We start from the raw sequence: 24,530 nt of genomic DNA on the forward strand, positions 1-24,530 counted from the left end.
GAAGTTGCCAACAACGCGCCTACCGCAGCCTGAAGCGCTGACACCACCGGCCTCACACCGACACGGCCAGGTCCTCCAGGCGGACCGTGCTGAGCGACTGCTCCGCACGCTCCCCGCCCACCGGCTGGGCACCAGTCTGACCAGTCACCTTGCTGCTCCGTCGATACATCAGGCGATCGCGCTCGATCCGCGCGACCAGCGCAAGTCAGCCTGAACGATCAGTCCCGCTGACCAACCCAACGCGACACATGTGAACGATTTGATCTGAAACACAGAAGCGAAGCAGGAAACGAGACACATGACCGTCCGATTCGGACTCGGATCCGTACGGCGCAAACTCGCCGGACCTGGACACGGTCTCATCCAGACACGGCCACTGCGGCGAGAAGTTGTCCGTTCGCATGCGGTCGATCGCGCCGAGCGCGTGTCTTTGACGGGTATCTGCCGATCGGCAGATACCGCCGACCGGCCGGGAACAGCACCATCGAACGTATGCGAAAGATCTTTACCGTTCTCGCGGTCGCGGTCAGCGCCGCAGCGGCACTGCCCGTGCCCGCCGCCGCCACCGTCGGCCTGTCCTGGGGCGACTGCCCTTTCGAAGGGCCGGCTGAGTGCGCGATCGTGGACGTGCCGCTCGACTACCGGAACCCGGGAGGTGAGCGGCTCGGTGTCCACGTCTCCCGGCTCCGTAGCACCCGCCTGGACCTGCGCCGGGGTGTGCTGGTCATGAACCAGGGTGGGCCGGGCCCGCATCTCGCCGACACCGCGACCATCCACGAGCTGGTGCCCAGGAGCGTGCTCGACGCCTACGACATCGTGAGCTTCGACCAGCGCGGCTTCGGCGCCAGCGCACCCGTCCGGTGTGGACTCGAGCCGTCGGAGCAGTTCACCTTTCCGTGGCCGCTCCCGGGCGGCGAACCCGCGATGCGGCAGCGTGCCCGCCGGATCGCCCAGAAGTGCGCCGGTCAGGTACGCATGCCGTTCCTGGGCACCGCCAACGTCGCGAGGGACGTGGATCGGATCCGGGCCGCGCTCGGGGAGGAGCGCGTCAGCTTCCTCGGCGTCTCCTACGGCACCTATCTCGGCGTCGCGTACGACAGCATGTTCCCCAGGCGGGTCGACCGCATGCTGCTCGACAGCAACGTCGACCCGACCGCCGCGTGGCGGGGCACCTTCCGCGAAAGCATGACCACCGGGGTCGAGGTCCGGTTCGGCGACTTCGCCGCCTTCCTCGGGCGCGACCGTGCCGAGCTGCAGCACGAGTACCTCGACCTGGTGCGGCGGCTCGACCAGGCCCCACTCCCCACGCCCAGCGGCATGCTGACCGGCAGCCATCTGCGCATCACTCTGTTCGCGAGCCTGTACGACGACGACACGTTCCCGCTCGCCGCGCGCATGCTGGTGGCCGCCCGCGACCGGGACGCCGCGGCCGCCGCCGAAGTCGGGGACCAGCTCGGGGTCTGGTACGACGACGACAACGACGCCTCCGGCGAGCTGGGGGTGTTCTGTGCCGATGGCACGTTTTCCCGGAACGCCGCGACCTACGCCGCGCAGGCAGCGGTCGATGCCCGCCGGTACCCCTTGACCGGCGGGGCCGGCGCCGCGATCGTGCCGTGCGCGTTCTGGGCGAGCGACCCGATCGACCAGCCGATCCGCGCCAACCCGCGGGGCCGGTCGAACATCCTGCTGGTCAACAACCTCCGCGACCCGGCGACCACCCATGGCGCCGCGACCGCGCTGCGCCGCCAGTACGGCGACCGGGCCCGGCTCGTCACCGTCGACAAGGGAGGGCACGCCGCCTACCTGTTCGGTGGCAACGCGTGTGCACAGCGGATCGGCACCGACTTCCTCACCCGTGGTGCCCGTCCACCGGACCTGACGTGCCCGAGCAGGCATGCCGCGCTGGCCGGGGACCTCGAGCATCTCACCGGTGTCGAGGGGGCGCCGGGTGCGGCCGCCGAGATCCGCGACTCCGCCGGGGTGGTCCGGTTCCAGAGCGGGGTGGCCGACCTCGCCACCGGCAGGCCGATGCTGGCAGGCGACCGGGTCCGGGTCTTCAGCAACACCAAAACGTTCGTGGCGACCGTGGTCCTGCAACTGGTCGCGGAACGCCGCGTCGAGCTGGATACCCCGGTCGAGCGGTACCTGCCAGGATTGTTACGTGCCACCGGCAACGACGGCCGGGACATCACGATCCGCCAGCTGCTCCAGCACACCAGCGGCCTGCCGGACTTCGACTCCGCGGTGTTCGGGCCCGGCGGCTACCCACGCCACCGGTTCGACCACCACACCCCGGATGAACTGGTCGCCGACGCCGTCACACGGCCCCGGTTGTCCGTGCCCGGCACCGAGTTCCACTACACGACCACCAACTACGTGGTCGCCGGCATGATCATCGAGAAAGTCACCGGCCGCCCGTACGCCACCGAAATCGAGAACCGGATCCTGCGTCCGCTGGGGATGCGGGACACGACGCTGCCCGGCGATCGGGCGACGTTGCCGGGCAGGCACGCCCGCGGATACGCGCACCTGGACGGTGACGGCCGGATCAGCGACACCGGCCGCCGGATCGACGTCACGGTGCTCAACCCGTCGCTGGTGTGGGCGGGCGGCGAGGCGGTGTCCACCCTGTCCGACCTGAACACGTTCTTCGCCGCGCTGCTGGCCGGACGGCTGCTGCCGCCCGCGCAGTCCGCCGAGATGCGCCGGACGGTGCCCGCGGACCTCATCCCTGGTGCGGCCTACGGGCTCGGACTCATGCGGGTGCCGCTGTCCTGCGGCGGCGAGTACTGGACGCACGGCGGCAGTGGCCTCGGCTACCAAACCCGCGAAGGCGCCACCGCCGACGGTCGCAAGGTCAGTATCGTGATCACCACGTCGCCTGCCACCCGCGCCCAGTCGGACGGAATGCTCGAAGCCGTGGACACCGCGCTGTGCGCGGCGCGGTAGGGGAGGATACGCATCCGTGGTCCCGCTCGTGCTTTCGACGGCGGTCGCCGCGACGACCGCCGTCGGCGGCGCCTTCCGGTGGCCCCGCTACCTGGTGCACGGGGCAATCGTCGCTTTCGGACTGTCCGTCGTGGTCACCGCCGCCTACCGCGGTCCCGGCGACAACGCCAGCGCCGCCTGGCTCCTGGTGGAGACCGTCGGGCAACTGTGCGTGCTCGTCCAGGTCGTGCGCAGACCAGTGGCGCGCATCGCGATCGCCATGGCCGTGTTCGGGATCGTCGCGGTCGGCAGTTCCCCGCTCCGGATCGGCCTGTGGCTCACTCCGCCTTCCCCGCCGGTCGAGATAGTCGCCCTCTGCGCCGTGTGGACGCTGGCGGCTACCTCGGTCGTCGGGATCGGCGCCTACCTGCGGTCACTGGACCGAGAACGCGACAGATCGGTCGCCACCGCCCGGCGGGAACAGCGGCTTCGCCTGGCGCGGGATCTGCATGACTGGCTCGCCCACGAGATGACCGGGATCGTGCTCGCCTCCCAGGCCGGGCAGCTCCACGAGGCGGACCAGGCCCAAACCCTCCACCAGATCGAGGAGGCCGCTACCCGTGGGCTCGCCGCGATGGACCGCGCGTTGCGGCTGCTCCGTTCCGCCACAGACGGGCCGGTGGACAACGCCGCGACTCTCGACGAGGTGCACGAGGTCGTGACGCGGTTCGCGCACACCAGCCGCGCGACGGTCACCTGTGAGATCGCCGACCTGGGCACACCGCGCCCGGAGATCGTGGCGACCGTGCACCGCGTGGTGGTCGAGGCGCTCACCAACGTGCGCAGGCACGCGCCGACCGCGACCACCGTGCTGGTCAAGGTCGCCCGTGCCGGCACCGACGTGGCAGTCGAGGTCGCCGACGACGGCACCACCCGCTCACGGAAGCAGCGCCGCGACGGCGGCACCGGCCTGGCCGGGCTGAGCGAATGGGTCACCGCGCTGGACGGCTCGCTCACTGCCGGGCCGACGCACCCGAGCGGCTGGACGGTGCGTGCCGTGGTGCCGACGTGATCCGGGTACTGATCGCCGACGACCAGGAAATGGTGCGGCACAACCTGCGGCGCATCCTCGAGTCGGCGCCGGACCTGCGTGTGGTCGGCGAGGCGGCGGACGGTGTCGCGGCCGTCGAGCGGGCCAGGGTCCTGCGCCCCGACGTGGTGCTCGCCGACATCCGGATGCCCCGCCGCGACGGGCTCGCCGTGGCCCGGGAACTCGCCGGACCGGACGCGCCCGACCCGATGCGAGTCGTCGTGATCACGACGTTCGAACTGGACGAGTACGTGTACGCGGCACTACGGAACGGCGCGTGCGGCTTCGTGCTGAAGCGGTCTGGCCCCGCGCTGCTGATCGAGGGCGTGCGGGCGGCCGCCGCCGGGGACATGCTGGTCAGCCCACAGCTGACCCTGCGGTTGCTACGCCACCTCACCCAGCAGCGATCCCCCGACGGCGACGTGTTGACCGAACGCGAGCTGGCAGTGGCCCGACTCGTCGCCCGAGCCAGAACCAACGCCGAGGTCGCCGCCGAACTGTTCATCACACCCGGCACGGTCAAGACCCACCTCGCGAACATCCAGCGCAAAACCGGCGCCCGCAACCGCGTCGCGATCGCGGCATGGGTGTGGGAGACCGGCAATGCCGGCTGACCGGTGTCACCGCGGTCACCGCCGCCGTCATCGACGACGAGGGGGAGCCGACCAGGGAGGAGTGAGCACCCGGTCAAGGGTTGCAGGCAATCCGGGCCCACACCGTCTTCCCACCGGTGCGGGGATCATCCGGTGTCCCCCAAGCGTCGGAACACTCGTCCACCAGCTGCATTCCCCGGCCATGCGGAACCAGGCCAGCCGGGTGTCGAACCACCGGCTGAGCAGGGGAAAGATCGTAGACCTCGACAACTACCCGGCACGGTACCGGCCGGTAGGCCAGCCGCATACACGACGGGCCGGACGTGTGCTCGTAGGCGTTGGCGAGTAGTTCGTCCGCGACCATGAGCACATCAACCAGCTGATCCTTGTCGAGGTCCCGCAGTGTCCGGGACATCCAGTGACGCACTTGGTGCAGCTCCGTGGACTGTGTTCCGCGCAAATCCAGACCCCACGATCCGGCATACCCGCCGGGCTTTTGTTCAGGCATACAGATCGCATTCCCCCGCATTCGAACGCCAAACCCCGATGTCACCGCAGCAGCACCGATCGTTTCGAGCCCTCACCTGGTCGAAGGAACACCTTCGACCCATGGCGAACTCCGCGTCGAATGCGTTCGAGATCGCCTTCGATGGCGCCTCACCGTCGGAGGCAAATAAGCTTCCTCCCATCGGAGCCGCGGCGTTCGTTCGGAAACCCCGTTCTCGTGCGTTTCGTCTTTTATCGATGTGGTCGATCACGGCCGCAGGTCCTATTTCGGTAATGGCGGCACGATCCGACCCGGTCCGGCACCTGTTTTCGATGATCCGCTGCTGCAGCAGCGTGTTGGTGCTCCCTGCGCGACTTCGACGATTTATAACGCTTCAGCAGTGCTAATCAAGAATGTGTAACAAGAGGGCTGATGTGGTCGACTTCATGGTGACGGCACACGGATTCACCTGCTCGGTAATGATCGAGACACTGAATGGGTAGCCGCCAGCTTCAACAATCGGTGAACGCGACTCTGCGAGGCATCGCCGCACGCCGGTTTGCCACCCCCATGATGTGGCGAGGGTGCGAATTTCACTTTTCCACGGACAGCCGAATCAACTCGGCCCAAAATTCCAGCGAGGAAGAACGACCCATCATGCCTACAACGGGCCAGCGGTTCGCAAGTCCCCCACCGAACGATCGTGGTCGTCGGCGTGCCCTTCGGCGGGGCACGGTCCTTGCCCTGACCGTCGCCGTCGAACTCGGCTACCCGGGAGCCGCGGTCGGTGTGGCGGGGGCAGCCGGGTTCGACCGGATCATGGTGACAGTGTCGATCGACGGCACCACCGGAACCTGGGCACCGACCCAAACCACGGCCACGGCACCAGCGGCGACCGAGACCACGACGGCATACCCCGGACCTCTTCCGGATCAGCCGGGCACTCCGGCCGCACCCGAGACGACACCGGCCACACCTACACCGTCCGGCACCACACCGGTCGACGAACCACCCGGCCCAAGCGAGTCGGAACCGCTGACCCGGCCCTGACACATCGGGCCACCCACCCCGGCCGGTGCGACCTGCCCCACCCATGCGGCCTCCTGGCCACGGTTTCCACCTCTAGAAGGAGAATCACCATGCGCATCACCAAGAGAGCCAAGCCTGTCATCGTCGTCGCCGTCGCCGGCACGGTTTTCGGTCTCAGTGGCTTCGCGATCGCGTCGTTCGTCCAGGACAGCACCGCGGGCGGAGTGTCCGGCTCGGCCGAGGCGATGTCTCCCGCCACCGTGACCGGCGCGCAAACCGGTGTCCTGCTGCCAGGGGAAAAGGGATACGTCATCTTGACGCTGTCCAACCCGAACGCCAACGTGAAGATCAAACTGGTGTCCGTCACCGCGGGCCAGGTCGTGATCGACACCGTCGCGAACGAGACCGACAAGCCCTACTGCCAAGGCCAACTCGAACTGTCCACCGCGGGCGCGGACCCACTGCAGCCGACCCTGGCGGTAAGCGAAGCCAACTTCCCCTACAAACTGACCGACGCCGTGACACTCAAGCCCGACACCGACATTCGCTGCCAGGCCATGACCTACCACACCACCTGGATCACCCAGTTCCAGGCCGTCCGCTAAGCCCCAGGGCGACAATCAGGAGGCCAACGGGCTCGTGATTGTCGCGCGGACCTGCACCCACTGGCCTCCCGGCCGCCCGGCCGGGAGGTTCCGGCTCCAGGCAAGGAGAAAGTCCATGACTGGCACCAGGAGAGTCACCCCTGTACTCGTCATCACCGCCGTGGGTCTCAGCGCTGTCATGCTCGCCGCGTTCGTTCAGCACACCACCGCGGCCGGAGTGGCGGGCTCGCCGGAAGCCGTCACCCATGCCACGGTTCCCGGCACCCAGGTCGGTGTTCTGCTACCCGGGGAGAAGGCGTACATCACTTTGACTCTCACCAACCCACACGCCAACGTGAAGGCCAAATTGCAACCCGTCTCCGCCGGGGATGTCGTGATCGACACCGTCGCGAATCCCGCCGACAAGGCCTACTGCCACGACCAGATCGAACTGTCCACCGTCGGCGCGGCCCTCCACCGGCCCACGCTCGACCCGAACGAAACCAATCACCACTACAAAATGGTCGACGCCGTTGCTCTCAAGGCAGATACCGACATTCGCTGCCAAGCCATGACCTACCACACCACCTGGATCGCCCGTTTCAAACCCGTGCACTGAGCCCCTGGGCCCCACCGCCTGAGCGGTCGCGGTCGAGGAAACCTCCAGTCGCCCACGCCTCTCCAGCGGTCGGGGACCGCAACGCGATTGGTGTTTCCCGACCGTGGTTACCGGTAGCTGTAGCCGGTTCACCCACCAGCACCGGGCAGGAATAATTCTGCCTGTGTCGGCGACATGAAAAAACTTGGTAATTCCGCCTTGTAAAACAAGGCGGACAACCCTCGCGAGTGGTCGTCGACCGGAGGACCGGCCTGGGTGATCCTGGCCGTATTACTTCCGCGCTCGAGACCGGCATCCGAACGTCACCCCAATGCCGAACGGCCGCGCCGTTCCCGAGGCGCGGCCGTTCTCCTCGTCCCTGTTTGTCCGGGTCAAGTGACTGGATCAACGGATGGAGTGGGTGGCTTGTGGCGTGGCCGGTAGGAGGCAGCTGTAGCTCAGCGGAAGCAGGTTCACGAACGTTCCGCCTGCTCCGACGCAGATGCCGCCGGCTTCCTGGACGCGGCGGTTGGCTGGGTTGAGGGGGTTGAACACGCAGACGTAGCCCACCGGGTTCACGGTGAGGGATAGAACGCCGCCGGTCGCGGTGCACAGTTGGGTCGCGTTTCCCGTACCCGAGCCTGGCCCCGTTGTCGGCGGCGTGCTCGTGTTCTCGCAGCTGGCGTGAATGTCGGGGTCAGGCGCGGGACCTTGGCAGGTGTCGATGCCGTCACCGCCGTCGAGACTGTCCTGGCTGCCGTCATTGGAAGCGCCGATGAGGGTGTCGTTGCCCGTGCTGCCGGAGATGGTGTCGATGCCAAGGCCGCCGTTCAGGGTGTCGTTACCGGTGCCGCCGGTGATGGTGTCGTTACCGTCGCCGCCGTTGATCGTGTCGTCGAAGTCCGAGCCGGTGATGGTGTCGTTTCCGCCGTTGCCGTTGATCGTCTTGGCGGGGTTCGTGCCGCCGCAGTCGATCGTGTCGTTGCCGGGACTTCCGGTCACGACCGTACTGGTCTGGGTCACGCCGGCGCTGACGACGCAGTTGACGGCGGCGTGGGCGGTCAGCGGGGCAGCCACCCACAAGGCCGGGGCCGCGAGGGTTCCGGCCAGCATGGCGACGATTCCCCGGCGGACCGGATTCTGATGAAATCTCATGATCTTCATTTCCCGAAACAGAGTGAGCGATGACTCGCACGGGCGCGGTGCGCCGGCGGAATAGAGTGGTTCGAACAGTGCGCCGCTGCGTGGATATATTGTCGACGTTCGCCTCGTTCGCACAAAGAACCTCGGTTCGTGATCTTGAACCGCGATCTTCGCGGATATGTCACGTCACCGAGGTCTAGGGGTACAACAGGCAATTTACTCCAGCGGTCGCGGAAACCGATACGGCTGTACCCCGAATGGGCGCACGCCGTCCGGGGTCGACACGAGACTGTGTTGTCCAGGCTCGGCCGAGTTCGGCATGACGGACTTCGCCTGCTGACGGAGTTCGACGCGACATCATTTCGCGAATTCCTGGTGAAATAAGGGAATCGAGGCTTCATCTCTGGGCCACCCTCGGTCTTCCGGATCGTCCGGTGGCGCTCCTGGGGACGCGTGTGCGACACCGCGCGGCCAGCGCCTCGGCTACCTGGGCGCCGCCCTCGACCCGGAACACAACGGATCCGCACACGGCGCCACCGACCTCACTTCCGCGGGACGCCGGCAGATGCACCGGATAAAGAGAGGGGCTAAACGAGTTCGGTCGGTTCATTCTTCGATTTCGAGCCTGACGTGCGGCGAAAGTGTTGTATGCGGCGGGTGAGAGGGCGCCTCGCGGCGGATATGGCCGACGGCTGACGAGGCCGCGATCGCTGGCATCCGTGGGGTTTGGTCGCGTATGGGTGACTGGCCACGGTTGCGCTTGCAAACCCTGGTGAAGGGGCGAAGGGTCGGTCGTGTCGAGGGTGTCGGTTGGTCCGGTGCCTTTCAAAAACGGCATTGGGCAGTGGCCCCAGACTTCCGGTCATCACACCACCTCGCAGGTTCGTGGCATCAGTCCCGGATTCCTTTTATCCCTTGGAAGGTTGATCATGAGATCGACAACACGCATCAGTACGGCAGGCCGGGTCGGCCGGGCCGTGATCGGTTTGGGCACCGCGGCCGGGTTCGCTCTCGCGGTTCCCTCGCAGGCGTGGGCGCTCCCGCCGGGATGTACCCAAAGCGGCGCCAACTTCACTTGCACCGCCGGGATTCCCGCCGGTCAGGTGCTGGACGGCACCGCGGGGAACAACATCATCACCATCACCGGTGGGGCGGTGAACGGGACCGTGAATGGTCTTGCCGGTAACGACACGATCAGGGTGACCGGCGTCGCCGGGGCCCTGGGCGCCAACGGTTCTCCGGGTGCGGCCGGTAACGCGGGCACTCCCGCGGGTACCGCGGGTGGCAACGGCGGGGCCGGGAACGTCGGCGGTGCCGGGGTGGGGGCGACCGGTGTCATCAACGCCGGTGACGGCGCGGACAGCGTCACTGTCCTCGGTGGTGCGGGAGGCAACGGCGGGAACGGCGGCCAGGGCGGGGCGGGCTTCGCCAGCGGTGCCGGTGGCGCCGGTGGGAATGGTGGTGTCGGCGGGATCGGTGGTGCCGGTAACGCCGGGACTGTCACCGGCGGCGTCGGCAACGACACCGTCGTCCTCACCGCGGGCAGGGGCGGTAACGGCGGTCTTGGTGGACTTGGTGGTAACGGTGGTGGTGTCGCCGGGGGTGCGGGTGCCGGGGGTATCGGTGGCGCGGGTGCGGCCGGTGGTGTCGGGAACTCGGGAGCCTATAACGATGATCTCGTCGATCCCGGGCTCGACAACGTCACCGCCAACGGTGGTGCCGGTGGTACCGGCGCGGCCGGTGGTGTCGCCGGCTGCGGTCAGGGCGGTGGCGCTGGTGGTGTCGGTGGTGCCGGTGGAGCGGGTGGTGCCGGGAATTCCGGGACCATCGGTGGTGGTGCCGGTGCCGACACGGTGAAGTCCAATGGCGGGGTCGGCGGTAACGGTGGTGTCGGTGGCAAGGGCGGCAACGGGTCCGCCTCTGTTCAGCCCGGTGGCGCCGGTGGCGTCGGCGGTGCGGGTGGTGCCGGTGGGATCGGGAACTCCGGCACCCTCACCGGCGGAACCGGTGTCGACGTCATCACCGCGACCGGTGGCAAGGGCGGCAATGGTGCCGTCGGCGGTAATGGTGGCACTGGTTGCAGTGGTCCTGGTGGTCCTGGTGGCATCGGCGGTGCCGCGGGTGCCGGCGGTCTCGGGAACTCCGGGACCATCAACGACGGGGCGGACACCATCACCACCCCGTCCGGCGCCAGTGGCCTCGCTGGCGGCAACGGCGTCGCCGGAGTCAACAACGGCGGCGTCTGCACCTGCTGACCAATGATCTCGAACCGAAGGCGACATCACCGGCAACACCGGGGATGTCGCCGTCGGCAAACCTGTCCCACCGTTGTTGCCGTACGACCACCGCCACGCCTCTGTTCTCTGGCACCCGGCCGGGAGGACCCACGATGAAGATGCCGGACCGCGATCGCACTCCGATACGGTTCGCCGTGCTGACCACGGTCACCGGTGGTCTCGTTCTCGCCGGGGTTCTCGCGATGCTCCGTAGCGATGTGCTGATCGCGAAGGTGCCAGCGTGGACTCTTCTGGTCGCGGGCGTGCTGGCCGCAGCTCCACTTCTGCGGCGGGTGCTGTGGACCAGACGCACACGTCGGGCATTCATCGTGACGTCGGCCTTCAGGCAGAAGTACTGGCTGGCGGGCTTCGTGCAACGCCTGCACCGCACGCTGGACCGCGACAACATCGACCTGGTGCTGAAGGTGCCCGACCGGGATTACGACTCCGCCGCACAGGCGCATCACTTTCGAAGGATCTTGGCCACGCGCCACAGCTACCTCGGCGGGGTCATCGTCGCGACCGAAGTAGACCGTCTCCGGCCGGATCTGGTCGACTTCTGCTCCGAACTGACCTTGCCGGTGGTCTTCACCGACATCGAACCGTTCGACGACGAGAATCAATACCCAAGCAACGCCGCCTTCGTCGGCTACCTCAGTTCAGACCTCGGAACTCTCGCGGGCCGCTGGCTGGTGGCACACCTGCGCAAGGGCGACAGACAGCGAGCACACGTGCTGATCGTGGCCAGCGGGCAACATCAGGCCCGGCAAAGCCAGTGCACGGCTGTCTTGCAGGCCGAGTTGCCCGGCGTTTCGATAACCGTCAACGACACCTGCGCCTTCCATCGCGCACGCGCCTACGACGCCGTGCTGTCCCACACTCGACTGCTCGACTCGCGGCAAGATCGTCTGGATGCCGTGTTCTGCACCAACGACGAGATGGCGCTAGGCGCTGTCGACGCCCTCCGAGCGATCAACTCCTTTGTCACGACGGACACCGTGGTCATCGGCGTTGACGGAACCATCGAGGCGCGGACCCTGATCGACGCCGGCACGAGCCCCCTGCGAGCCACCGTCGTCCAGGACTCTCATCGCCTTGCCGAGAGTGTCGTCGATGTCCTGGAGAAGATGCACAAGCGCCGCAAGACAACGAAACGCACCATCCTGGACCCGGAAGTCCACGAAACAAAATAGCGGTTGCTTTCAGGGGAGTCGCTTGTTACGTCGGCCTACCGAGTGAAGACTAGTGTCGCGTGATCCTGCCTGCTTGATGTTGGGTTTTGTTCCTCGGACGGCGATCTCGCGTGATTAGACGGCGGTTACGCGTGATTGGACGGCGATCTCCGGAGATCGCCGTCTGATCACGGGTAAGACCTGCAGGATCACGCGACACTAGGTTGTCACAGGCCGATCGTGAGGCCGAGCACACCGGAGATCAACGCCAGGATCGTGTCATTCGCGTATGAGTACTCACATTCGAATATGTCGCTAGTTGCCAGGAGAACGCGACGGTTCTGTCCACCGGTCCTGCTCGGGTTCGAAGAAGTTGCTGACGTTCCTCACGCGACCGACCACGCAACTACTCTTCTCGCTCAGGATCACGCCGCCGCGGATTGCGTTGTCTGCCTCGCTCTCCCCGCCGCGAAGCTGAGGAGCCGGAGCGTGACCACGTGGAACCGGTGGACGGTTGCGCTGGTGGTGCTCACCGCCGGAGCGAGGGTGGTCGTCTTGACGTCACGTTCCCCTGCGGGGCTGGACTCCGCAGCCAGAGACGGCCTGATCGCCGGACTGGTAGCTGTCGCGCTGGCGATCACCTATTAGGTACGTCGAGCACCGAAACCAGTGGACGACGGACCCGATCTCGGTGTCCGAGGCGGTCGTGATGACGAGTCCCTGACCGCCACCAGAGGACCTGCGCCGCTGTCGCACGCAGACGGCAGCACTTTGGCCCACAGTCGAACCGGCGGTAACAGGATGCGGGCCGAGCGCGACTGGGGGAGGGGATCGCTTCGATGAGGGGTGGCTGAGTATGAGGCTGGCTGTCGGAGGGGTCGGCGGTTGGCTGGTCCAAGCGTTGCCCGATATCTCCAGCAATCTGATCGCGGCGGCCATCGGGGGTGTGCTGGTCTGGTTGTCGACGACTGTGAGACGGCGCCTCAGGCTGGTCCGCGCGCGGAGGTTCTGGCGGGCGTTGGGGGGCCGTCACCCGTTGATCGTCTTGGGGGCTCATGACTTCGGGCAGCAGCGGCGGTGGGCCAGAGCCGGTGTGGTGGGCATGGGGGATATCGGGGCGCTGGTGGAAATCGAGGCCCAGCTTCGCAAGCTGGGCTTCGCTGGAAGGATCGCGGAGTCGAAGCAGTTGTCGCCGCGTGAGCTGAGTTCGGACCTGGTCCTGATTGGTGGGCCGGTGGCGAATGCTGTGACGAGGACGATGTTGGCGAAGCTGAACGGAGTGGTCTCCTTCGCTTTCGCCGAAGATCCGGAGCACGCGGCGGCTGTGGTGCGCGATGTGAGCACCGGCCGCGTGTTGGCACCGCGATACGACGAGTCAGGCTATCCGGTCAGTGACTATGCCTTGATCATCCGGACGCCGAACCCGCTGGCTCCGGATACGTCGGAGATCGTCATCGTGGCGGGGTGCTGGGAACATGGCACCGCGGCCGCCGCGGAGAAGCTCGGAGACCGGAAGTTTCTCCGCAGGATGAAGAAGATGAAGCATTTCGAGGTACTCGTCGAGACTACGGTCGTGAACGGTGCCCACTACAACGCCAAGCTCGTCGAAACCCGGCGGATCCCGGCAGGTTGACGCTCCGGGCCTCCCGAGAAATTCACGGGCTCCGTAGAGCACGTCGGTGACACCTTCGGTGCGGAGTCGTCGACGCCACTCGGACATCCGTAGTATCTGGCCTCGTCTGTCGCGGTCTGGTCATCCAAACTATGGGGCCGCAGAACTCGCCCGAGCCCAGGACTTCTCGAGTGTGGCGCAATCGACACAGGCTCTGGACCGCACGATCGTCGGGTGGACGGCGAGGGCTTCACCTCCCGGGGCTGGAATCTGCCAGCCCCGGCGCTCGCGGAGAACTCACCAGGGATGCTGCTCTCGCACTATGCCTTGGCGCAGGCGACGAGGACACCGATGGTCGCGGTGGCGGCCGTGGCGTACGCGGCCGCGCTCGCCGCCGCGGCCGTGGCGGCAGCGGTGCTGAACGCACCCAGGTTGGCCGCGGCATCGTTGATCGCGGCGGGCGTCCCGGTGAGCACACCCTCGGCGAACGCCTTGGCCGCGGCGGCGGCGGCGGCCGAGTCGGCGACCTTGGCCGCGGCGACGGTGGCCGAGTTCGCGGTATCGACCGCGGCGGCGATAGCGCTGGCACAGCTTGCGGGAGGGGCGTTCGCCGGTGCCAGATCCGTAGTGGACGCAGTGGCACTGGCCGGCGCCATGGTCAGCATCGCGAGGGCACCGACAGCGAAGGACGAGGCCGCGATACGGCGAAGGTTCATATTCATCAGCGGAACTCCTGGATCAGGAATGAAGAGCGAGTCCCGGCCGACCCGGTGAAAAACCGAACCACCGGAACAAAGACGGCTGAAAGTGAACCGGCTCATACAACAAGTGGAGCACCGAACGCATATCAAATACGAAAAGGCACCCGTACGTGTCCACCTGGCGAGAGTGCTCGGCGCCGGTGTTCACCGGCCGATCTCCGTTCAGTGGCGCGACGACCTCGACGAGTTCAACTCGTCACCGAGCACGTCTTCGCGCTCGGTTCAGCAGCGTGCCGGCAGGACCCACGACTCCGTCGTGGCTGCGGTCTCACCGACGAACCGCGATGCTCCGCCTGGTCGTCAGCCACCGAAGCTGGGCGTTCGCGCTTACCGGGCTCGGCAGGTCCTGAGGTAGCTGAGGAACGAGGCTTGCAGGCCGGTCACGTGCGTTTCGCGCAGGACCGCGCTGGTGACGGCTCCGCCGCGTGAGGTGAGACGGTGCAGCAGGGTGGCTGTGTTCTTCGTGAGGTTTTGGTAGATGGCCAGGTCTCCGAGCAGCTCTCGCTCGTTGAGGGTCACGTGAAGCTTGACGGCATGCTGCCTGTCGCCCATCTCTTGGAGCTGGGTGAAGATCTGACTGTTTTCACTGGCGACGCCGGGGCTGCCCGCTCCGATGCTCTCGAAGAGCGTGCCGCCGGTGAGCCAGGTGTAGAGGCTGAAAAGGCCGCCGTAGGAGTAGCCGAAAAGGCCGTGACCGCTCGTGGCTGTGCCGTAGTCGCGTTCGATCCGCGGGTGCAGTTCCGCGGTGAGGAAGCTCAGGAACGCGTCGGCGTGGGTGTCGCGCAGTTCGGCGAGGTAGGCGTCGGATTCCTCGCGTGTCCTCGCGCCCGCTTGAACTCCCATCTCCACGGCGTCGATGAGTTCCTTGGCGATGGGCTCGCCGGGTGGCACGAGGTCTCTGTTGCGCAGCCGATCCCAGTGCTGCGCGTCTTCGCCCGCGTAGCCGACGCTGACCTGGATGTAGGGCTGGATCCGCTGCATGGGGTCCGCCTGGGTGACGATGAGCGGAGCCGTCATGCCCACGGCCCAGTTGCCGTCGAGCACATACACGGCAGGCGCTCGCGTCGTGGCGGGGTCGTAGCCCGGTGGCGTGGTGACCCAGACGCCGTAGTCGTGCCCACCGCTGGAGCGCATCTCGAAGTAGTCGGTGTCGGCGAGGCAGCCGTGCCACATGGTGCTCATCGGAGGTCCTTCACAATACGTCCGGCTTGGACGACGAGTACGGCGTTGGCGGGGTCGGCGAAGAGCTTCGGATGTTCGAGCGGGTCGCCGTTCCAGAGCGCGCGGTCTGCCCGCGTGCCGGGAGCGATGGCCCTCACCCGGCTGGCCAGGCCAAGAATCTCGTGGCCGCGATGAGTGCTTCCATCGGCGTCTCCAGCTCTGCGCGCACCATGAGTTCTTCGCCTCGACGGTCCTGAGCCGGACCGAGGAGATCGGAACCGGACTACCTGAAAACTTCTCACGAGTCTTTCCCTCCACCGTTGCGAGCCGACTGCGACCATGTGCGAGGCGGCACGGCGCCGTCGGTCTCTCTTTTCCAATGGATAAACTGTGGGAGTGATCCTGTCAAGCACGGAACGCAAGGGCGACGCACGCGAGCGGCTCCTGGCTCGGCTTCTCGACGCCTTCGACGAGGACCTTCCCGCACCGGAGGTGTCGCTGCGCGAGATCGCCGCCCGGATCGAGACCAGCCACGCCCTCCTGCGATACCACTTCGGGTCGCTCCCGGGCGTCTTGGCGGCCATGCTCAAGGCCCAGCGCGCTCGTGACAACGAGGCGCTTTTCGAGGTCGCCCGGCAGGGCACCTTTGACGACCTCGTCGTGGCGATCTGGCGGACCTACACCCGTCCGGAGCAGCTGTCGCGTGTCCGCGGCTTCTTTCACGTCGTAGGTCTGGCCGCGTACAGCCCGCAGGACTTTCGGGAGTTCATCGACTCACTCGACGACCTGACCAAGACTCTGGCCTCGCTCGCGGAACGCGGAGGGCTCGACGCCAAGGAAGCGCTGACCACGGCCTCCGTCACCATCGCCGCGATTCGTGGCCTGCTCCTCCAGGAGGTCCTGACCCCGGCGGTCGCCTCGGAGGACGCGGTCGCCTTGATTCTGTGCATGAACAAGGGCCAATCCGTTCCACGGACACATCCGGAGCCTTGAATAATTTGGGTTATCCCAGGGCGGAGTTCTTCACTGCCACCCTTCCGTAATTGGCTGGCCAACAGATGTATGCGCGGCTACCTGAGCCGGATTCGTTGTTTCGCAGAGAATTGGCGAAGAACCTCGCCGTATTACGTCGAACGCCGCGTGGCGTTCGATTATAGGCACAGTTTGCTCGCGTGACGACATGACCTCGCAATGGCGCTTGTGGTTGCCGGCGCCACTCGTTCATGCGAACAACCCGGTCCGGAAGATCACGCTGAGAGCGCCTCAAGCCGCCATCCGGATGACCGAATCGTGCCGAAGGCAACCTGTGCGTGTGAACTCTCCTCGCTCCGGCGGTTTTACACACGGTGACTGTTAACGTGCCGAGAGAAGTCGAATCCGGAAGTGGAGGCATGCGATGAATCGTCTTGTCCACGCGGCGCTGTGCGCGGCGTCCGCGAGCGCACTGCTGGTCGCGTCGAGTCCGGCGGCCCAGGCCGCGACGGGCAACGTGGTGGTGTTCTCCACCGAGTTGGAGCGGCTGGAGACCTACGAGAATCCCGAAGGCTGCACCAAACTCGCCCCCTCCGCCCATGTGCTGGCCAACCTGACCTCCTCCAAGCTGGTCGTGCACGGAGATCCGCTCTGCCTGACCCCCGGCGTGACGGTCGACCCGGGGTATGGCTCGCACGTCCAGCCGGGCAGCGGTGCCTTCTCGATCAGCCGTTGAGCGTTTCGAGTGACGAGACCGAGAAGGGCTCAAGTGTCTGTCGACCTTGTCGTTGTTGGAGTCGGTTACGTCGGACTACCGCTGGCGGAAGCCGCCAGTGCGGCGGGGTTGTCGGTCCTCGGATACGACACCTCGCCGCTGGTGGAGGCCACCGTGGCCGCGGGCCGTTCCCATGTGCCCGACGTGTCCGCGAGCCGGTTACAAGCCATGCGGGCACGAGGCTTCACGGTGACGACCGACCCCGCGATCCTCGGCGACGCGGACACGATCGTGATCTGTGTCCCGACCGGCTTGACCGCGAACGGCGGTCCGGATCTCGCCGCGGTGCGGGCCGCGGCGGCGACGGTGTCCGAGCATCTGCGGCCCGGCACGCTGGTGGTGCTCGAGTCGACGAGCTTTCCGGGCACCACCGACGAGATCGTCCGGCCCATCCTGGAGAAGCACGGCCAGACAGCGGGCGAGGACTTCTCCCTGGCCTATTCACCCGAGCGGGTCGATCCGGGGAACCACCGGTTCGGTGTCCGCAACACGCCGAAGGTGATCAGCGGGCATACCCCGTTGTGCGCCAAGCAGTGTGCGGCGTTCTACGACCGGTTCGTCAAGAGCGTGGTGGTGGCGCGGGGCACCCGGGAAGCGGAGATGGCCAAGCTGCTGGAGAACACCTACCGCTATGTGAACATCGCCCTGGTCAACGAGATCGCGATCTTCTGCGACCGGATCGGCGTCGACGTGTGGGACGTGCTGCACTGCGCGGCGACCAAGCCCTTCGGCTTCATGCCGTTCGTGCCGGGCCCCGGCGTCGGCGGGCATTGCATCCCGGTCGACCCCAAATACCTGCTGGACAAGGCCGAGCGCGAAGGAACGCTACTCGGCGTCGTGCACGCGGCTCGGCTGGTGGACGACCAGATGCCGTCGCACGTGGTCGACCGAGTGACGCGTTTGCTCGCCGAGCACGGCAAACCCCTGCGAGAAGCGAAAGTTCTGTTGCTCGGCGTCGCCTACAAGGCCGATGTGCCCGATACGCGTGAATCCGCCGCCATCCGGATAGCCGTGCGGTTGCGCGCGCAGGGCGCCGAGCTGTCCTACCACGATCCCGTGGCCGCCGCGGTGCCCCAGCTGGGGCCACCGGCGGACGATCTCGACGCGGCGCTGCGTACCGCGGATGTCGCCGTGCTACTGGTGGCGCACGGTGCTTACGACCTCGGCCGGCTGAGTTCGACGGCCAGGCTGCTGTTCGACGTGACGGGACAGGTTCCCGGAGAGGAGGTCGTTCGTCTTTGACCGTGCCGCCCGGAGATCAAAATCCGGCGGCCGCGTACCGCAAATTCTTCTGAAATTCCGCGAAAAGGAGAGTGCACGAATGACCACTGCGGTCAAGAACGACAGGCTCAAGAAGCGTTTCGAAAAGTGGGACGTCAACGGCAACGGCAAGATCGAGAAATCCGACTTCGAGGCCGAAGCCACTCGGATCATCGGCGCGTTCGGCGAGGATTCGTCGTCACCCCAGGCTCGCGCGGTGAAGGACTCGTTCGCGACGATGTACGAGTATTTGGCGACCAAGGCGGGCGTCGGCCCGACGGGCTCGTTGAGCGAGCGTCAGTTCACCGAAGTGATCGAAGCGCAGATCTTCCAGGGAGGCGACGCGGGATTCGATCGAGTGGTCCGGCCCACCATCGCGGCGATCGTCGGATTGTGCGACACCGATGGGGACGGTGAGGTCAATCAGCGGGAGTTCGCCAAATGGCTGGACGCCATCGGCGTCGAAGCCTCGGCGGCGGCACCGGCGTTCCGCGCCATCGACGTCAATGGCAACGGCAAGCTGACCGTCGACGAACTCGTGCGCGCGGTACGCGACTACCATCTCGGCAAGATCGACGTGCCGCTGCTGGGCAAGTGACCGAGGCATAGCCCTTCGGTGGTGAGTGGCCCGTTCCGGGCCGCTCACCACCGGCCGCGGAACCGCACCTCCAGTTCCGGTTTCAAGCCGATCTCCTCGCCCGAAACCGGTACCGCGGCGTGAATGAGAATGTTGTAGTGGTTGGGAAAATGGCATCCGTCGAAGCCGAGCACGGTGCCGATCAGTTCGGTGCCGATCCACACTTCGTCATCTCGGTCGATCACACCGGCGCGCTCGATTTCCGCGAAGCCGAGGAAACCGACACGGTCGATCCGTGTGCCCGGGGCCGTTTCATGGTGGCTCGTCGTCACCAGCTCGTGGACCTCGCCGACGCGAACGCACCGGCTGGCGAAGGGTTCGAGGCTCATCCCCCGGTCGTCACGGCGGTGCACAAGCACTTTCACCACCACGCCGGTGATCTCTCGCTTCGGCCCGTCCTCCCGCATCGCGCTCCCTTCGGTAGCATTCGTCCACCATGGACAGTATGGTGTGGCCCGTGTCGTGCCGGGGTTCTCTCCCACGCACCGTGTTCGCGAACTCGCGGAGCAACCCCGCGTACTCGTGCCAGAGCGATCCCTTGAACTTCGGGAAGCCTGCCAGCATGTCGGCACACAGAACGGTGCCGTCTTTCAGCCGGACCTCGATGTCCTTGGTCTCCCCGGGAAACGACCAGTCGAGTTCCACGACCGCGCCGTCGAGCACTAGCGTCGCCTGCCGGTCGACCCCGTCCGCGTCCCGCTCGATCCGTACGTCACGCAGCGCCACCGGGCCCAGGAACAACTGGACGAGGTCGAGCGCGTTGGGGCCGTTGTCCGCCACGCAGCCGCCGCCGCAGCGCGCCGCGTCGAGGTACCAGCGGTCGCGGCCGACGTGCTCTTCGATCTTTTCCAGGTACCGCACGGTCAGCGACTCGATCGGTGCCCCGCCCGCGAGCTTGTCGTGCAGGGCACGCACGTTGCCGTTGTATCTCCGATGAAACGCGGTGAACAGAGCGACACCCTGTTCCGCGGCTCTGGCCACGAGATCCTCGCCGTCCTCGAGCCTGGTGGCGAGTGGCTTCTCCACGCAGACCGGCAGGCCCGCGTCCAGCACGTCCCGGCACACGGTGGCGTGCACATCGTTGGGCGCGGTCACGAGCACCGCGTCGAGGCCCCCGGCGGCGAGCAGCTCACGATGATCGCCGTAGCCCGGCACCGGGATGTCCCGCAACGCGGCAGGATCGAGATCGCAGACGGCGGCGAGTTCGATGTCCCGCGACCGCTCCACCGCGGCGAGATAGAACCGCGAAATGACCCCGAGACCCACGATACCGACCCGCATCATCCGGTCGTCCTCTCCATCGCCGCGGTCAATTCCCCGTACACCGCGTCGGGCACCGGCACACCCTGCGCACGACGTCGGGCGGCGCGCTCCCCTTCGTGCCAGCCGGGGTAGACGACAGGGGCGGCAGGATCCTGAGCCGGCCAGTCCCGCACCGCGGCGAAGAGCGCGGCCGCGTCGTCGGCGAACCCGGCGCGCAACAGGTCCGGAGCGAGCGCCAGCGCCATCACCCCGATGTCGTCGTCGCGGTCCCCGTCGGCCGACATCGCGCCGAGCGCGGCACCGGGTAGCAGCGCTCCCAGCACCTCGACCAGCAGGCCGAGCCCGAATCCTTTGTAGGCGCCCGTTTCCGGATCACTCCCCAACCAAAGCAAGCGGGCCTCACCCCGGTCGAACGCGGCGGGGTCGGTCACCGGCGAACCGTCCTCGGCGGCCAGCCAGCCCGGCGGGATCGGCTTGCCCTCCCGGGCCGCGGCACGCACCCGGCCGGTCGGTACGACCGTGGTGCTCATGTCGAGCACGAACGGATGCGCGTCACCGGCGGGACAGGCCAGCGCGAGCGGATTGGTTCCGAGCATCGCGGCGGCGCCACCCGGTGGCGGAGCTATCCGTTGCCCCCCACAGTTGGACGCGATCAGGCCGATCATGCCGTGGGTGACGGCCCGCCCGGCGTGATGGCCGGCGCAGCCGATGTGGGTGGCACCGCGCAGCGACACCATGCCGATGCCGTGCCGGGAGGCCCTGGCGCACGCCAGTTCCACGGCCTGCGAGGCCGACCACAACCCGAGCGTCCGGCGGGCGTCGGCGAAGACACACGCGCCGAGGTCGGTCCGGACGACCATGTCCGCCCGCGGGTCCGCGCGCCCTTGGTCGAGCAGGGGCAGGTACAACCGGGCCAGGTTGACCAGGCCGTGCGAGGTCACCCCGGTCAAGTCACCATGACACAGCGCGGTGGCGGCGATCGCCGCCCGCTCCTCCGGAACACCGCGGCAGGCGAAGATCCTGGCGACCATGGACAGAAGCGCGCGGTAGGGCACCAGTACGGTCATGCTCCTCCGTTCCGGCTGAAGCCGACGACGATTTCACGTACGAGGTCGCTGAAGTGGTCGAGTTCCGCGACGTCGGCATATTCCCCGCTCGCGTGGGCGTTGTTCGCGCCCAAGGAGCCGGGACCGAGCACGGCCGTCCGGGTGCCCGGGACACCGGCGAGCCAGATGGCGTCGCAGGTGAAGCCGGGTTCGTCGTCCGGCCACCGCGGCACGAACTCGTCCAGCAGCGGGATGTCCTGCGCGGGCAGGGCCGGAAGGCCCCGTTTCGGCCAGTGCAGGCCGGTGATCGCCGCGGCGTCGGCCGCGGTGCGGCGGAAGGGCGGTGAATCCCGGAACCGGGTGCGGAACTCGGCGATGCCGGCCCGTAGGCCGTCCTCCACCGCCGCGGTCATCTCCGACGCCGCTTCTTCGCAGTCGTAAGGCAGGTTGAGCAGCAGCTCTCCCCGGCCGTACACCCTGTTGTGCAGGTGCCCGGTGTGCAGGCCCGCCACACAGATCCGGCCGTGCGGCGCCAGGTCGTGCGCGAGGTACTGGGCGAGGAAACCCAGCAGGACCGTCGCGTTGTGCCCTCGGTGCGGCTCGTCGTCGATCGCGTCGTCGCCGTCCACCCGCAGGCACGCGGTCATCGACGCGGAGCAGCGCGGCAGGTACCGCGACCCCGTCGGTTCACAGAAGATGTTGAGCTCGCCGTGAAATCCCGCCTCCACGAGCGGCCGGGTGCCGAACGTCCCCATCGCGCCGCCCTCCTCCCCGGCGACCGCCTGGATGAGCACCCCGGTGTCCTTGCCGACCGCCGGATCCGTCGCGATCGCGGCCCGGACACCGGCCAGCAGGGCTACCGCGGGCCCTTTGGCGTCGATCGCGCCACGGCCGGTGAATCTGCGCCCGTCGAAACCCGCCGGTTCGAACGGCGCCACGGTGTCGAGGTGCACGTTGAACATCACGGCCGGAGCGGCCGGGCCGATCCGGAGCACGAGGCTCGGCTGGCAGGCGAGGAAGTCCGGCCCGGCGTCGCGGACCGCGTCCGGAACCCCAGGCCGGTCCAGCACCGACGGTGCCGGGGCGGCGAGGTGCACTGTGCCGAAGCCGATCCCGGCCGCCGCCTCGGCGTAGACGCGCATCGCGTCCCACAGACGGACTTCACCGGACGTTTCGAGTGGACCGGCCGTCGGCAGGTCGAGCAGCCGGAGCAGCAGGTCGTGGTCTTCTCCGATCACCGGACCAGCCCGGCCATCGCCCGGCCGGCCGCGACGAACGTGGATGCCGCGTCCGGCGCCAGCTCACCCGGCTCATGCGGCTTGATCGCCAGATGCGGTTCCAAGGACCACGCACCGCTGTATCCGCCGGCCCGGAGCAGTTTCACGCAGTCCGCGACCCGGGCGGCGCCCTCACCTGGGAGGGTGAAACCGCGCTCGTCGGCGTCTTTGATGTGCACGTGTTCGACATGGTCGACGATGTCGGCCAGGAGATCGAAGCCGTCATAGCCGTGGGCGACCCCGTTCCCGGTATCGAACAGCAGCTTCAGCGCCGGGCTCGCGACCTCGTCCAGCAGTTCGAGCATCCGTTCGGCGCTCGTGCCCGCCCAGCCCGAGCAATTCTCGTGCAGCAGCGTCACGCCGTGGCGCTCGGCACGGTCGGCGAGGTCGGCGATCCTCGCGATCACCCGCGAGCGCCAGTCGGGATCGGGGAGACCGTCATTGGGATACGACATGATCCGTAGGTAGGGCGTGCCCAGGACACGGGCCCGCTCGGCGAGAATGTCGAGTTCGGTGAGGTCATGATGCAGCTCGGTGGTGACCGGGCGGGCCCAGCCACCGATCCGGGACGCCAGGCAGACGACGCGCAAGCCGCTGTCCGCCAAGGCCGTCGACACGGCCGTGAACCGTTCGTCGGTGAGCTCGGCGACGGCGACTCGATCGACGGTGCGCAGTTCGATCCCCTGCCATCCGAGGGTGTCCAGTACCGAGATCTGGCCGCCGATGTCGTACGCCGCCTCGTCGGTGATTCCGGCCAGTACCGGGTCACCCAGCATATGTCGCCACCACTCCGGGTTCGGGGGTCGCGACCGGTTCCGCGCAGATGTTCTTGGCCACCGAGAGCAGTTGCACCACCTCGGTCGCGAAGGTGAATCCCAGTGTCTGCTCCCCGCCCAGCCGGAACTTGTGGTAGGCCTGGAACATCCACTCGGTCATCGCGTCGTCCCGCAACACGGTGTGTTCGGACCGGCCGTTCGCCCGCAGGGTCAGCTGGGAGTGGTGGTCATCCCCGCTCACGGCGAAGTGGCCGACCGCGCCGCCGTTCTCGAACTCGACGGTGACCCGGCGTTCACGCACCGGGGAAGTCAGATCCGACCGGATCTCGGTGTGGATACCGGTGTTGTGCCGGAGGCCGATGGTGGCCCCGCCCATCCGCGGGCCGAGGTTTCCTTCCACCTCGAGATCAGTTCCGGACGCGTGGGTGACCCGGGCGGCGCCCGCGAGCCGTAGCGCGAGCGCGACACCGTGCGGCAGTTCGACGTCGAAGGCGGTCGGATGACCGGGCATCACGAGCGAACGGCGGAATCGCGGTTTGTTCTGCACGATGTCGATCGACTTCGGAGCGCCGAACCTGCCATCGCGGATCAGTTCGACCAGCCGCCACGTGAGGGTACTGGTGAGCCACGGCTCGACGACCTCGATGTGCAGTCTGTGCTTGCGGCGCAGGCGGATGATGCGGGCGAGATCGTCGATGTCGGCGGCGAGCGGCTTCTCCACGATCACGTTGCGGAAGCCCAGCGCGGCCAGTTCGGCGAGCACCGTGAGGCGTTCGGTCGGCGGTGTGCAGACGTGCGCGACGGTGTCGGCGGGGTCGAGACCGGCGGCCGCGGCATCGAGCGTCGACGCGACCACCAGACCCGGCCGGTCGGCGATGTTCTGTCGTGGTTCACATGCCGCGATGGGCGCGTCGCCGAACAGCGGCGGAGTGCTGGTACGAAGTTTGGCCAGGACGGGGAGATGCAGTCCCGCGCCGGCTCTGCCGAGTCCCACGACGAGTGAACGCACTGATGAGCCTACCCCTCGAGTTTCGCATTCGAAATCCACGGCAAAAGTGACACCCGGGAAGATGAACTGTCAATACTTTCC

At 67.3% G+C, this 24,530-nt stretch carries 24 protein-coding genes; 14 read left to right on the top strand and 10 right to left on the bottom strand.

Annotated features, from left to right (window positions below; all coding sequences use genetic code 11):
• Positions 1-492 precede the first annotated feature (492 nt).
• The 3 genes from ACM6LU_RS38085 to ACM6LU_RS38095 are packed head-to-tail and all read left to right on the top strand — an operon-like array spanning position 493 to position 4,632.
• Positions 493-2,949 (top strand): alpha/beta fold hydrolase, encoded by a 2,457-nt coding sequence (locus ACM6LU_RS38085; protein ID WP_414942727.1) that lies wholly within the window; start codon positions 493-495, stop codon positions 2,947-2,949.
• Positions 2,950-2,965: 16 nt separating this feature from the next.
• The gene (locus ACM6LU_RS38090; protein WP_414942728.1) at positions 2,966-4,000 is read left to right on the top strand and encodes a sensor histidine kinase; all 1,035 of its coding nucleotides are present in this window, start codon (positions 2,966-2,968) and stop codon (positions 3,998-4,000) included.
• A complete protein-coding gene (locus ACM6LU_RS38095; protein ID WP_414942729.1) occupies positions 3,997-4,632 on the top strand; it encodes a response regulator in 636 nt (211 codons plus the stop codon). The genes ACM6LU_RS38090 and ACM6LU_RS38095 overlap by 4 nt, the downstream gene beginning before the upstream one ends.
• A 73-nt stretch (positions 4,633-4,705) precedes the next feature.
• Here the strand turns inward: ACM6LU_RS38095 and ACM6LU_RS38100 are convergent, their stop codons facing one another.
• Positions 4,706-5,140: an ATP-binding protein gene (locus tag ACM6LU_RS38100; RefSeq protein ID WP_414942765.1), complete on the bottom strand. Its 435-nt coding sequence runs from the start codon at positions 5,138-5,140 to the stop codon at positions 4,706-4,708.
• Positions 5,141-5,755: 615 nt separating this feature from the next.
• On the opposite strand from ACM6LU_RS38100, the gene ACM6LU_RS38105 reads away from it, so the two are divergent.
• The 3 genes from ACM6LU_RS38105 to ACM6LU_RS38115 all read left to right on the top strand — a co-directional run bounded on the left by ACM6LU_RS38105 (position 5,756) and on the right by ACM6LU_RS38115 (position 7,330).
• Entirely contained in the window at positions 5,756-6,148 is a 393-nt protein-coding gene (locus ACM6LU_RS38105) for a hypothetical protein (RefSeq protein ID WP_414942730.1), read from the top strand.
• Positions 6,149-6,237: 89 nt separating this feature from the next.
• Entirely contained in the window at positions 6,238-6,732 is a 495-nt protein-coding gene (locus tag ACM6LU_RS38110; RefSeq protein ID WP_414942731.1) for a hypothetical protein, read from the top strand.
• A 115-nt stretch (positions 6,733-6,847) separates the two neighbouring features.
• Positions 6,848-7,330: a hypothetical protein gene (locus ACM6LU_RS38115; protein ID WP_414942732.1), complete on the top strand. Its 483-nt coding sequence runs from the start codon at positions 6,848-6,850 to the stop codon at positions 7,328-7,330.
• 384 nt (positions 7,331-7,714) lie between these two features.
• Here ACM6LU_RS38115 and ACM6LU_RS38120 read toward each other — a convergent pair whose 3' ends face one another.
• Positions 7,715-8,587, bottom strand: coding sequence for a calcium-binding protein (locus ACM6LU_RS38120; RefSeq protein ID WP_414942733.1), 873 nt, complete (start codon positions 8,585-8,587; stop codon positions 7,715-7,717).
• Positions 8,588-9,381: 794 nt separating this feature from the next.
• Between ACM6LU_RS38120 and ACM6LU_RS38125 the strand changes: the two genes are divergently transcribed.
• The 4 genes from ACM6LU_RS38125 (at position 9,382) to ACM6LU_RS38140 (ending at position 13,533) form a co-directional block, all read left to right on the top strand.
• Positions 9,382-10,707, top strand: a complete 1,326-nt coding sequence (locus tag ACM6LU_RS38125) for a hypothetical protein (protein WP_414942734.1) — start codon at positions 9,382-9,384, stop codon at positions 10,705-10,707.
• A gap of 176 nt (positions 10,708-10,883) precedes the next feature.
• Positions 10,884-11,921, top strand: coding sequence for a sugar ABC transporter substrate-binding protein (locus ACM6LU_RS38130; protein ID WP_414942735.1), 1,038 nt, complete (start codon positions 10,884-10,886; stop codon positions 11,919-11,921).
• 468 nt (positions 11,922-12,389) lie between these two features.
• Positions 12,390-12,548 carry a hypothetical protein gene (locus tag ACM6LU_RS38135; RefSeq protein ID WP_414942736.1) on the top strand — a complete coding sequence of 53 codons (159 nt, stop codon included), beginning with the start codon at positions 12,390-12,392 and terminating at the stop codon, positions 12,546-12,548.
• 208 nt (positions 12,549-12,756) lie between these two features.
• Positions 12,757-13,533, top strand: coding sequence for a hypothetical protein (locus ACM6LU_RS38140; protein WP_414942737.1), 777 nt, complete (start codon positions 12,757-12,759; stop codon positions 13,531-13,533).
• Positions 13,534-13,832: 299 nt separating this feature from the next.
• Here the strand turns inward: ACM6LU_RS38140 and ACM6LU_RS38145 are convergent, their stop codons facing one another.
• Complete coding sequence (locus tag ACM6LU_RS38145) at positions 13,833-14,234, bottom strand: hypothetical protein (RefSeq protein ID WP_414942738.1); 402 nt, start codon at positions 14,232-14,234, stop codon at positions 13,833-13,835.
• 366 nt (positions 14,235-14,600) lie between these two features.
• A complete protein-coding gene (locus ACM6LU_RS38150) occupies positions 14,601-15,455 on the bottom strand; it encodes an alpha/beta hydrolase (RefSeq protein ID WP_414942739.1) in 855 nt (284 codons plus the stop codon).
• A 375-nt stretch (positions 15,456-15,830) separates the two neighbouring features.
• Between ACM6LU_RS38150 and ACM6LU_RS38155 the strand changes: the two genes are divergently transcribed.
• The 4 genes from ACM6LU_RS38155 (at position 15,831) to ACM6LU_RS38170 (ending at position 19,039) form a co-directional block, all read left to right on the top strand.
• A complete protein-coding gene (locus ACM6LU_RS38155) occupies positions 15,831-16,427 on the top strand; it encodes a TetR/AcrR family transcriptional regulator (protein WP_414942740.1) in 597 nt (198 codons plus the stop codon).
• Between the two features lie 403 nt (positions 16,428-16,830).
• Complete coding sequence (locus tag ACM6LU_RS38160; RefSeq protein ID WP_414942741.1) at positions 16,831-17,142, top strand: hypothetical protein; 312 nt, start codon at positions 16,831-16,833, stop codon at positions 17,140-17,142.
• 33 nt (positions 17,143-17,175) lie between these two features.
• Positions 17,176-18,423 carry a nucleotide sugar dehydrogenase gene (locus ACM6LU_RS38165; protein WP_414942742.1) on the top strand — a complete coding sequence of 416 codons (1,248 nt, stop codon included), beginning with the start codon at positions 17,176-17,178 and terminating at the stop codon, positions 18,421-18,423.
• A 79-nt stretch (positions 18,424-18,502) separates the two neighbouring features.
• Positions 18,503-19,039 carry an EF-hand domain-containing protein gene (locus tag ACM6LU_RS38170; protein WP_414942743.1) on the top strand — a complete coding sequence of 179 codons (537 nt, stop codon included), beginning with the start codon at positions 18,503-18,505 and terminating at the stop codon, positions 19,037-19,039.
• Positions 19,040-19,083: 44 nt separating this feature from the next.
• Here the strand turns inward: ACM6LU_RS38170 and ACM6LU_RS38175 are convergent, their stop codons facing one another.
• The 6 genes from ACM6LU_RS38175 to ACM6LU_RS38200 are packed head-to-tail and all read right to left on the bottom strand — an operon-like array spanning position 19,084 to position 24,449.
• Positions 19,084-19,485, bottom strand: a complete 402-nt coding sequence (locus tag ACM6LU_RS38175; RefSeq protein ID WP_414942744.1) for a DUF6917 domain-containing protein — start codon at positions 19,483-19,485, stop codon at positions 19,084-19,086.
• Positions 19,418-20,362, bottom strand: coding sequence for a Gfo/Idh/MocA family protein (locus ACM6LU_RS38180; RefSeq protein WP_414942745.1), 945 nt, complete (start codon positions 20,360-20,362; stop codon positions 19,418-19,420). The genes ACM6LU_RS38175 and ACM6LU_RS38180 overlap by 68 nt, the downstream gene beginning before the upstream one ends.
• Entirely contained in the window at positions 20,359-21,408 is a 1,050-nt protein-coding gene (locus ACM6LU_RS38185) for an Ldh family oxidoreductase (RefSeq protein WP_414942746.1), read from the bottom strand. The genes ACM6LU_RS38180 and ACM6LU_RS38185 overlap by 4 nt, the downstream gene beginning before the upstream one ends.
• On the bottom strand, positions 21,405-22,625 hold the full coding sequence (locus ACM6LU_RS38190) for a M20/M25/M40 family metallo-hydrolase (RefSeq protein ID WP_414942747.1): 1,221 nt from the start codon (positions 22,623-22,625) through the stop codon (positions 21,405-21,407). The genes ACM6LU_RS38185 and ACM6LU_RS38190 overlap by 4 nt, the downstream gene beginning before the upstream one ends.
• Positions 22,622-23,440, bottom strand: a complete 819-nt coding sequence (locus tag ACM6LU_RS38195) for a sugar phosphate isomerase/epimerase family protein (RefSeq protein WP_414942748.1) — start codon at positions 23,438-23,440, stop codon at positions 22,622-22,624. Before ACM6LU_RS38195 ends, ACM6LU_RS38190 begins: the two co-directional genes overlap by 4 nt.
• A complete protein-coding gene (locus ACM6LU_RS38200) occupies positions 23,430-24,449 on the bottom strand; it encodes a Gfo/Idh/MocA family oxidoreductase (RefSeq protein WP_414942749.1) in 1,020 nt (339 codons plus the stop codon). The genes ACM6LU_RS38195 and ACM6LU_RS38200 overlap by 11 nt, the downstream gene beginning before the upstream one ends.
• Positions 24,450-24,530 lie beyond the last annotated feature (81 nt).

This window comes from Amycolatopsis sp. cmx-11-51, from assembly GCF_047608665.1.
Classification (GTDB): domain Bacteria; phylum Actinomycetota; class Actinomycetes; order Mycobacteriales; family Pseudonocardiaceae; genus Amycolatopsis.

Coding starts and splice junctions, on each gene's coding strand:
- ACM6LU_RS38145 (WP_414942738.1), bottom strand. CDS start 14,234: ATGAATATGAACCTTCGCCGTATCGCGGCCTCGTCCTTCGCTGTCGGT.
- ACM6LU_RS38160 (WP_414942741.1), top strand. CDS start 16,831: ATGAATCGTCTTGTCCACGCGGCGCTGTGCGCGGCGTCCGCGAGCGCA.
- ACM6LU_RS38105 (WP_414942730.1), top strand. CDS start 5,756: ATGCCTACAACGGGCCAGCGGTTCGCAAGTCCCCCACCGAACGATCGT.
- ACM6LU_RS38115 (WP_414942732.1), top strand. CDS start 6,848: ATGACTGGCACCAGGAGAGTCACCCCTGTACTCGTCATCACCGCCGTG.
- ACM6LU_RS38085 (WP_414942727.1), top strand. CDS start 493: ATGCGAAAGATCTTTACCGTTCTCGCGGTCGCGGTCAGCGCCGCAGCG.
- ACM6LU_RS38125 (WP_414942734.1), top strand. CDS start 9,382: ATGAGATCGACAACACGCATCAGTACGGCAGGCCGGGTCGGCCGGGCC.
- ACM6LU_RS38150 (WP_414942739.1), bottom strand. CDS start 15,455: ATGAGCACCATGTGGCACGGCTGCCTCGCCGACACCGACTACTTCGAG.
- ACM6LU_RS38185 (WP_414942746.1), bottom strand. CDS start 21,408: ATGACCGTACTGGTGCCCTACCGCGCGCTTCTGTCCATGGTCGCCAGG.
- ACM6LU_RS38110 (WP_414942731.1), top strand. CDS start 6,238: ATGCGCATCACCAAGAGAGCCAAGCCTGTCATCGTCGTCGCCGTCGCC.
- ACM6LU_RS38100 (WP_414942765.1), bottom strand. CDS start 5,140: ATGCGGGGGAATGCGATCTGTATGCCTGAACAAAAGCCCGGCGGGTAT.
- ACM6LU_RS38195 (WP_414942748.1), bottom strand. CDS start 23,440: ATGCTGGGTGACCCGGTACTGGCCGGAATCACCGACGAGGCGGCGTAC.
- ACM6LU_RS38170 (WP_414942743.1), top strand. CDS start 18,503: ATGACCACTGCGGTCAAGAACGACAGGCTCAAGAAGCGTTTCGAAAAG.
- ACM6LU_RS38140 (WP_414942737.1), top strand. CDS start 12,757: ATGAGGCTGGCTGTCGGAGGGGTCGGCGGTTGGCTGGTCCAAGCGTTG.
- ACM6LU_RS38180 (WP_414942745.1), bottom strand. CDS start 20,362: ATGATGCGGGTCGGTATCGTGGGTCTCGGGGTCATTTCGCGGTTCTAT.
- ACM6LU_RS38175 (WP_414942744.1), bottom strand. CDS start 19,485: ATGCGGGAGGACGGGCCGAAGCGAGAGATCACCGGCGTGGTGGTGAAA.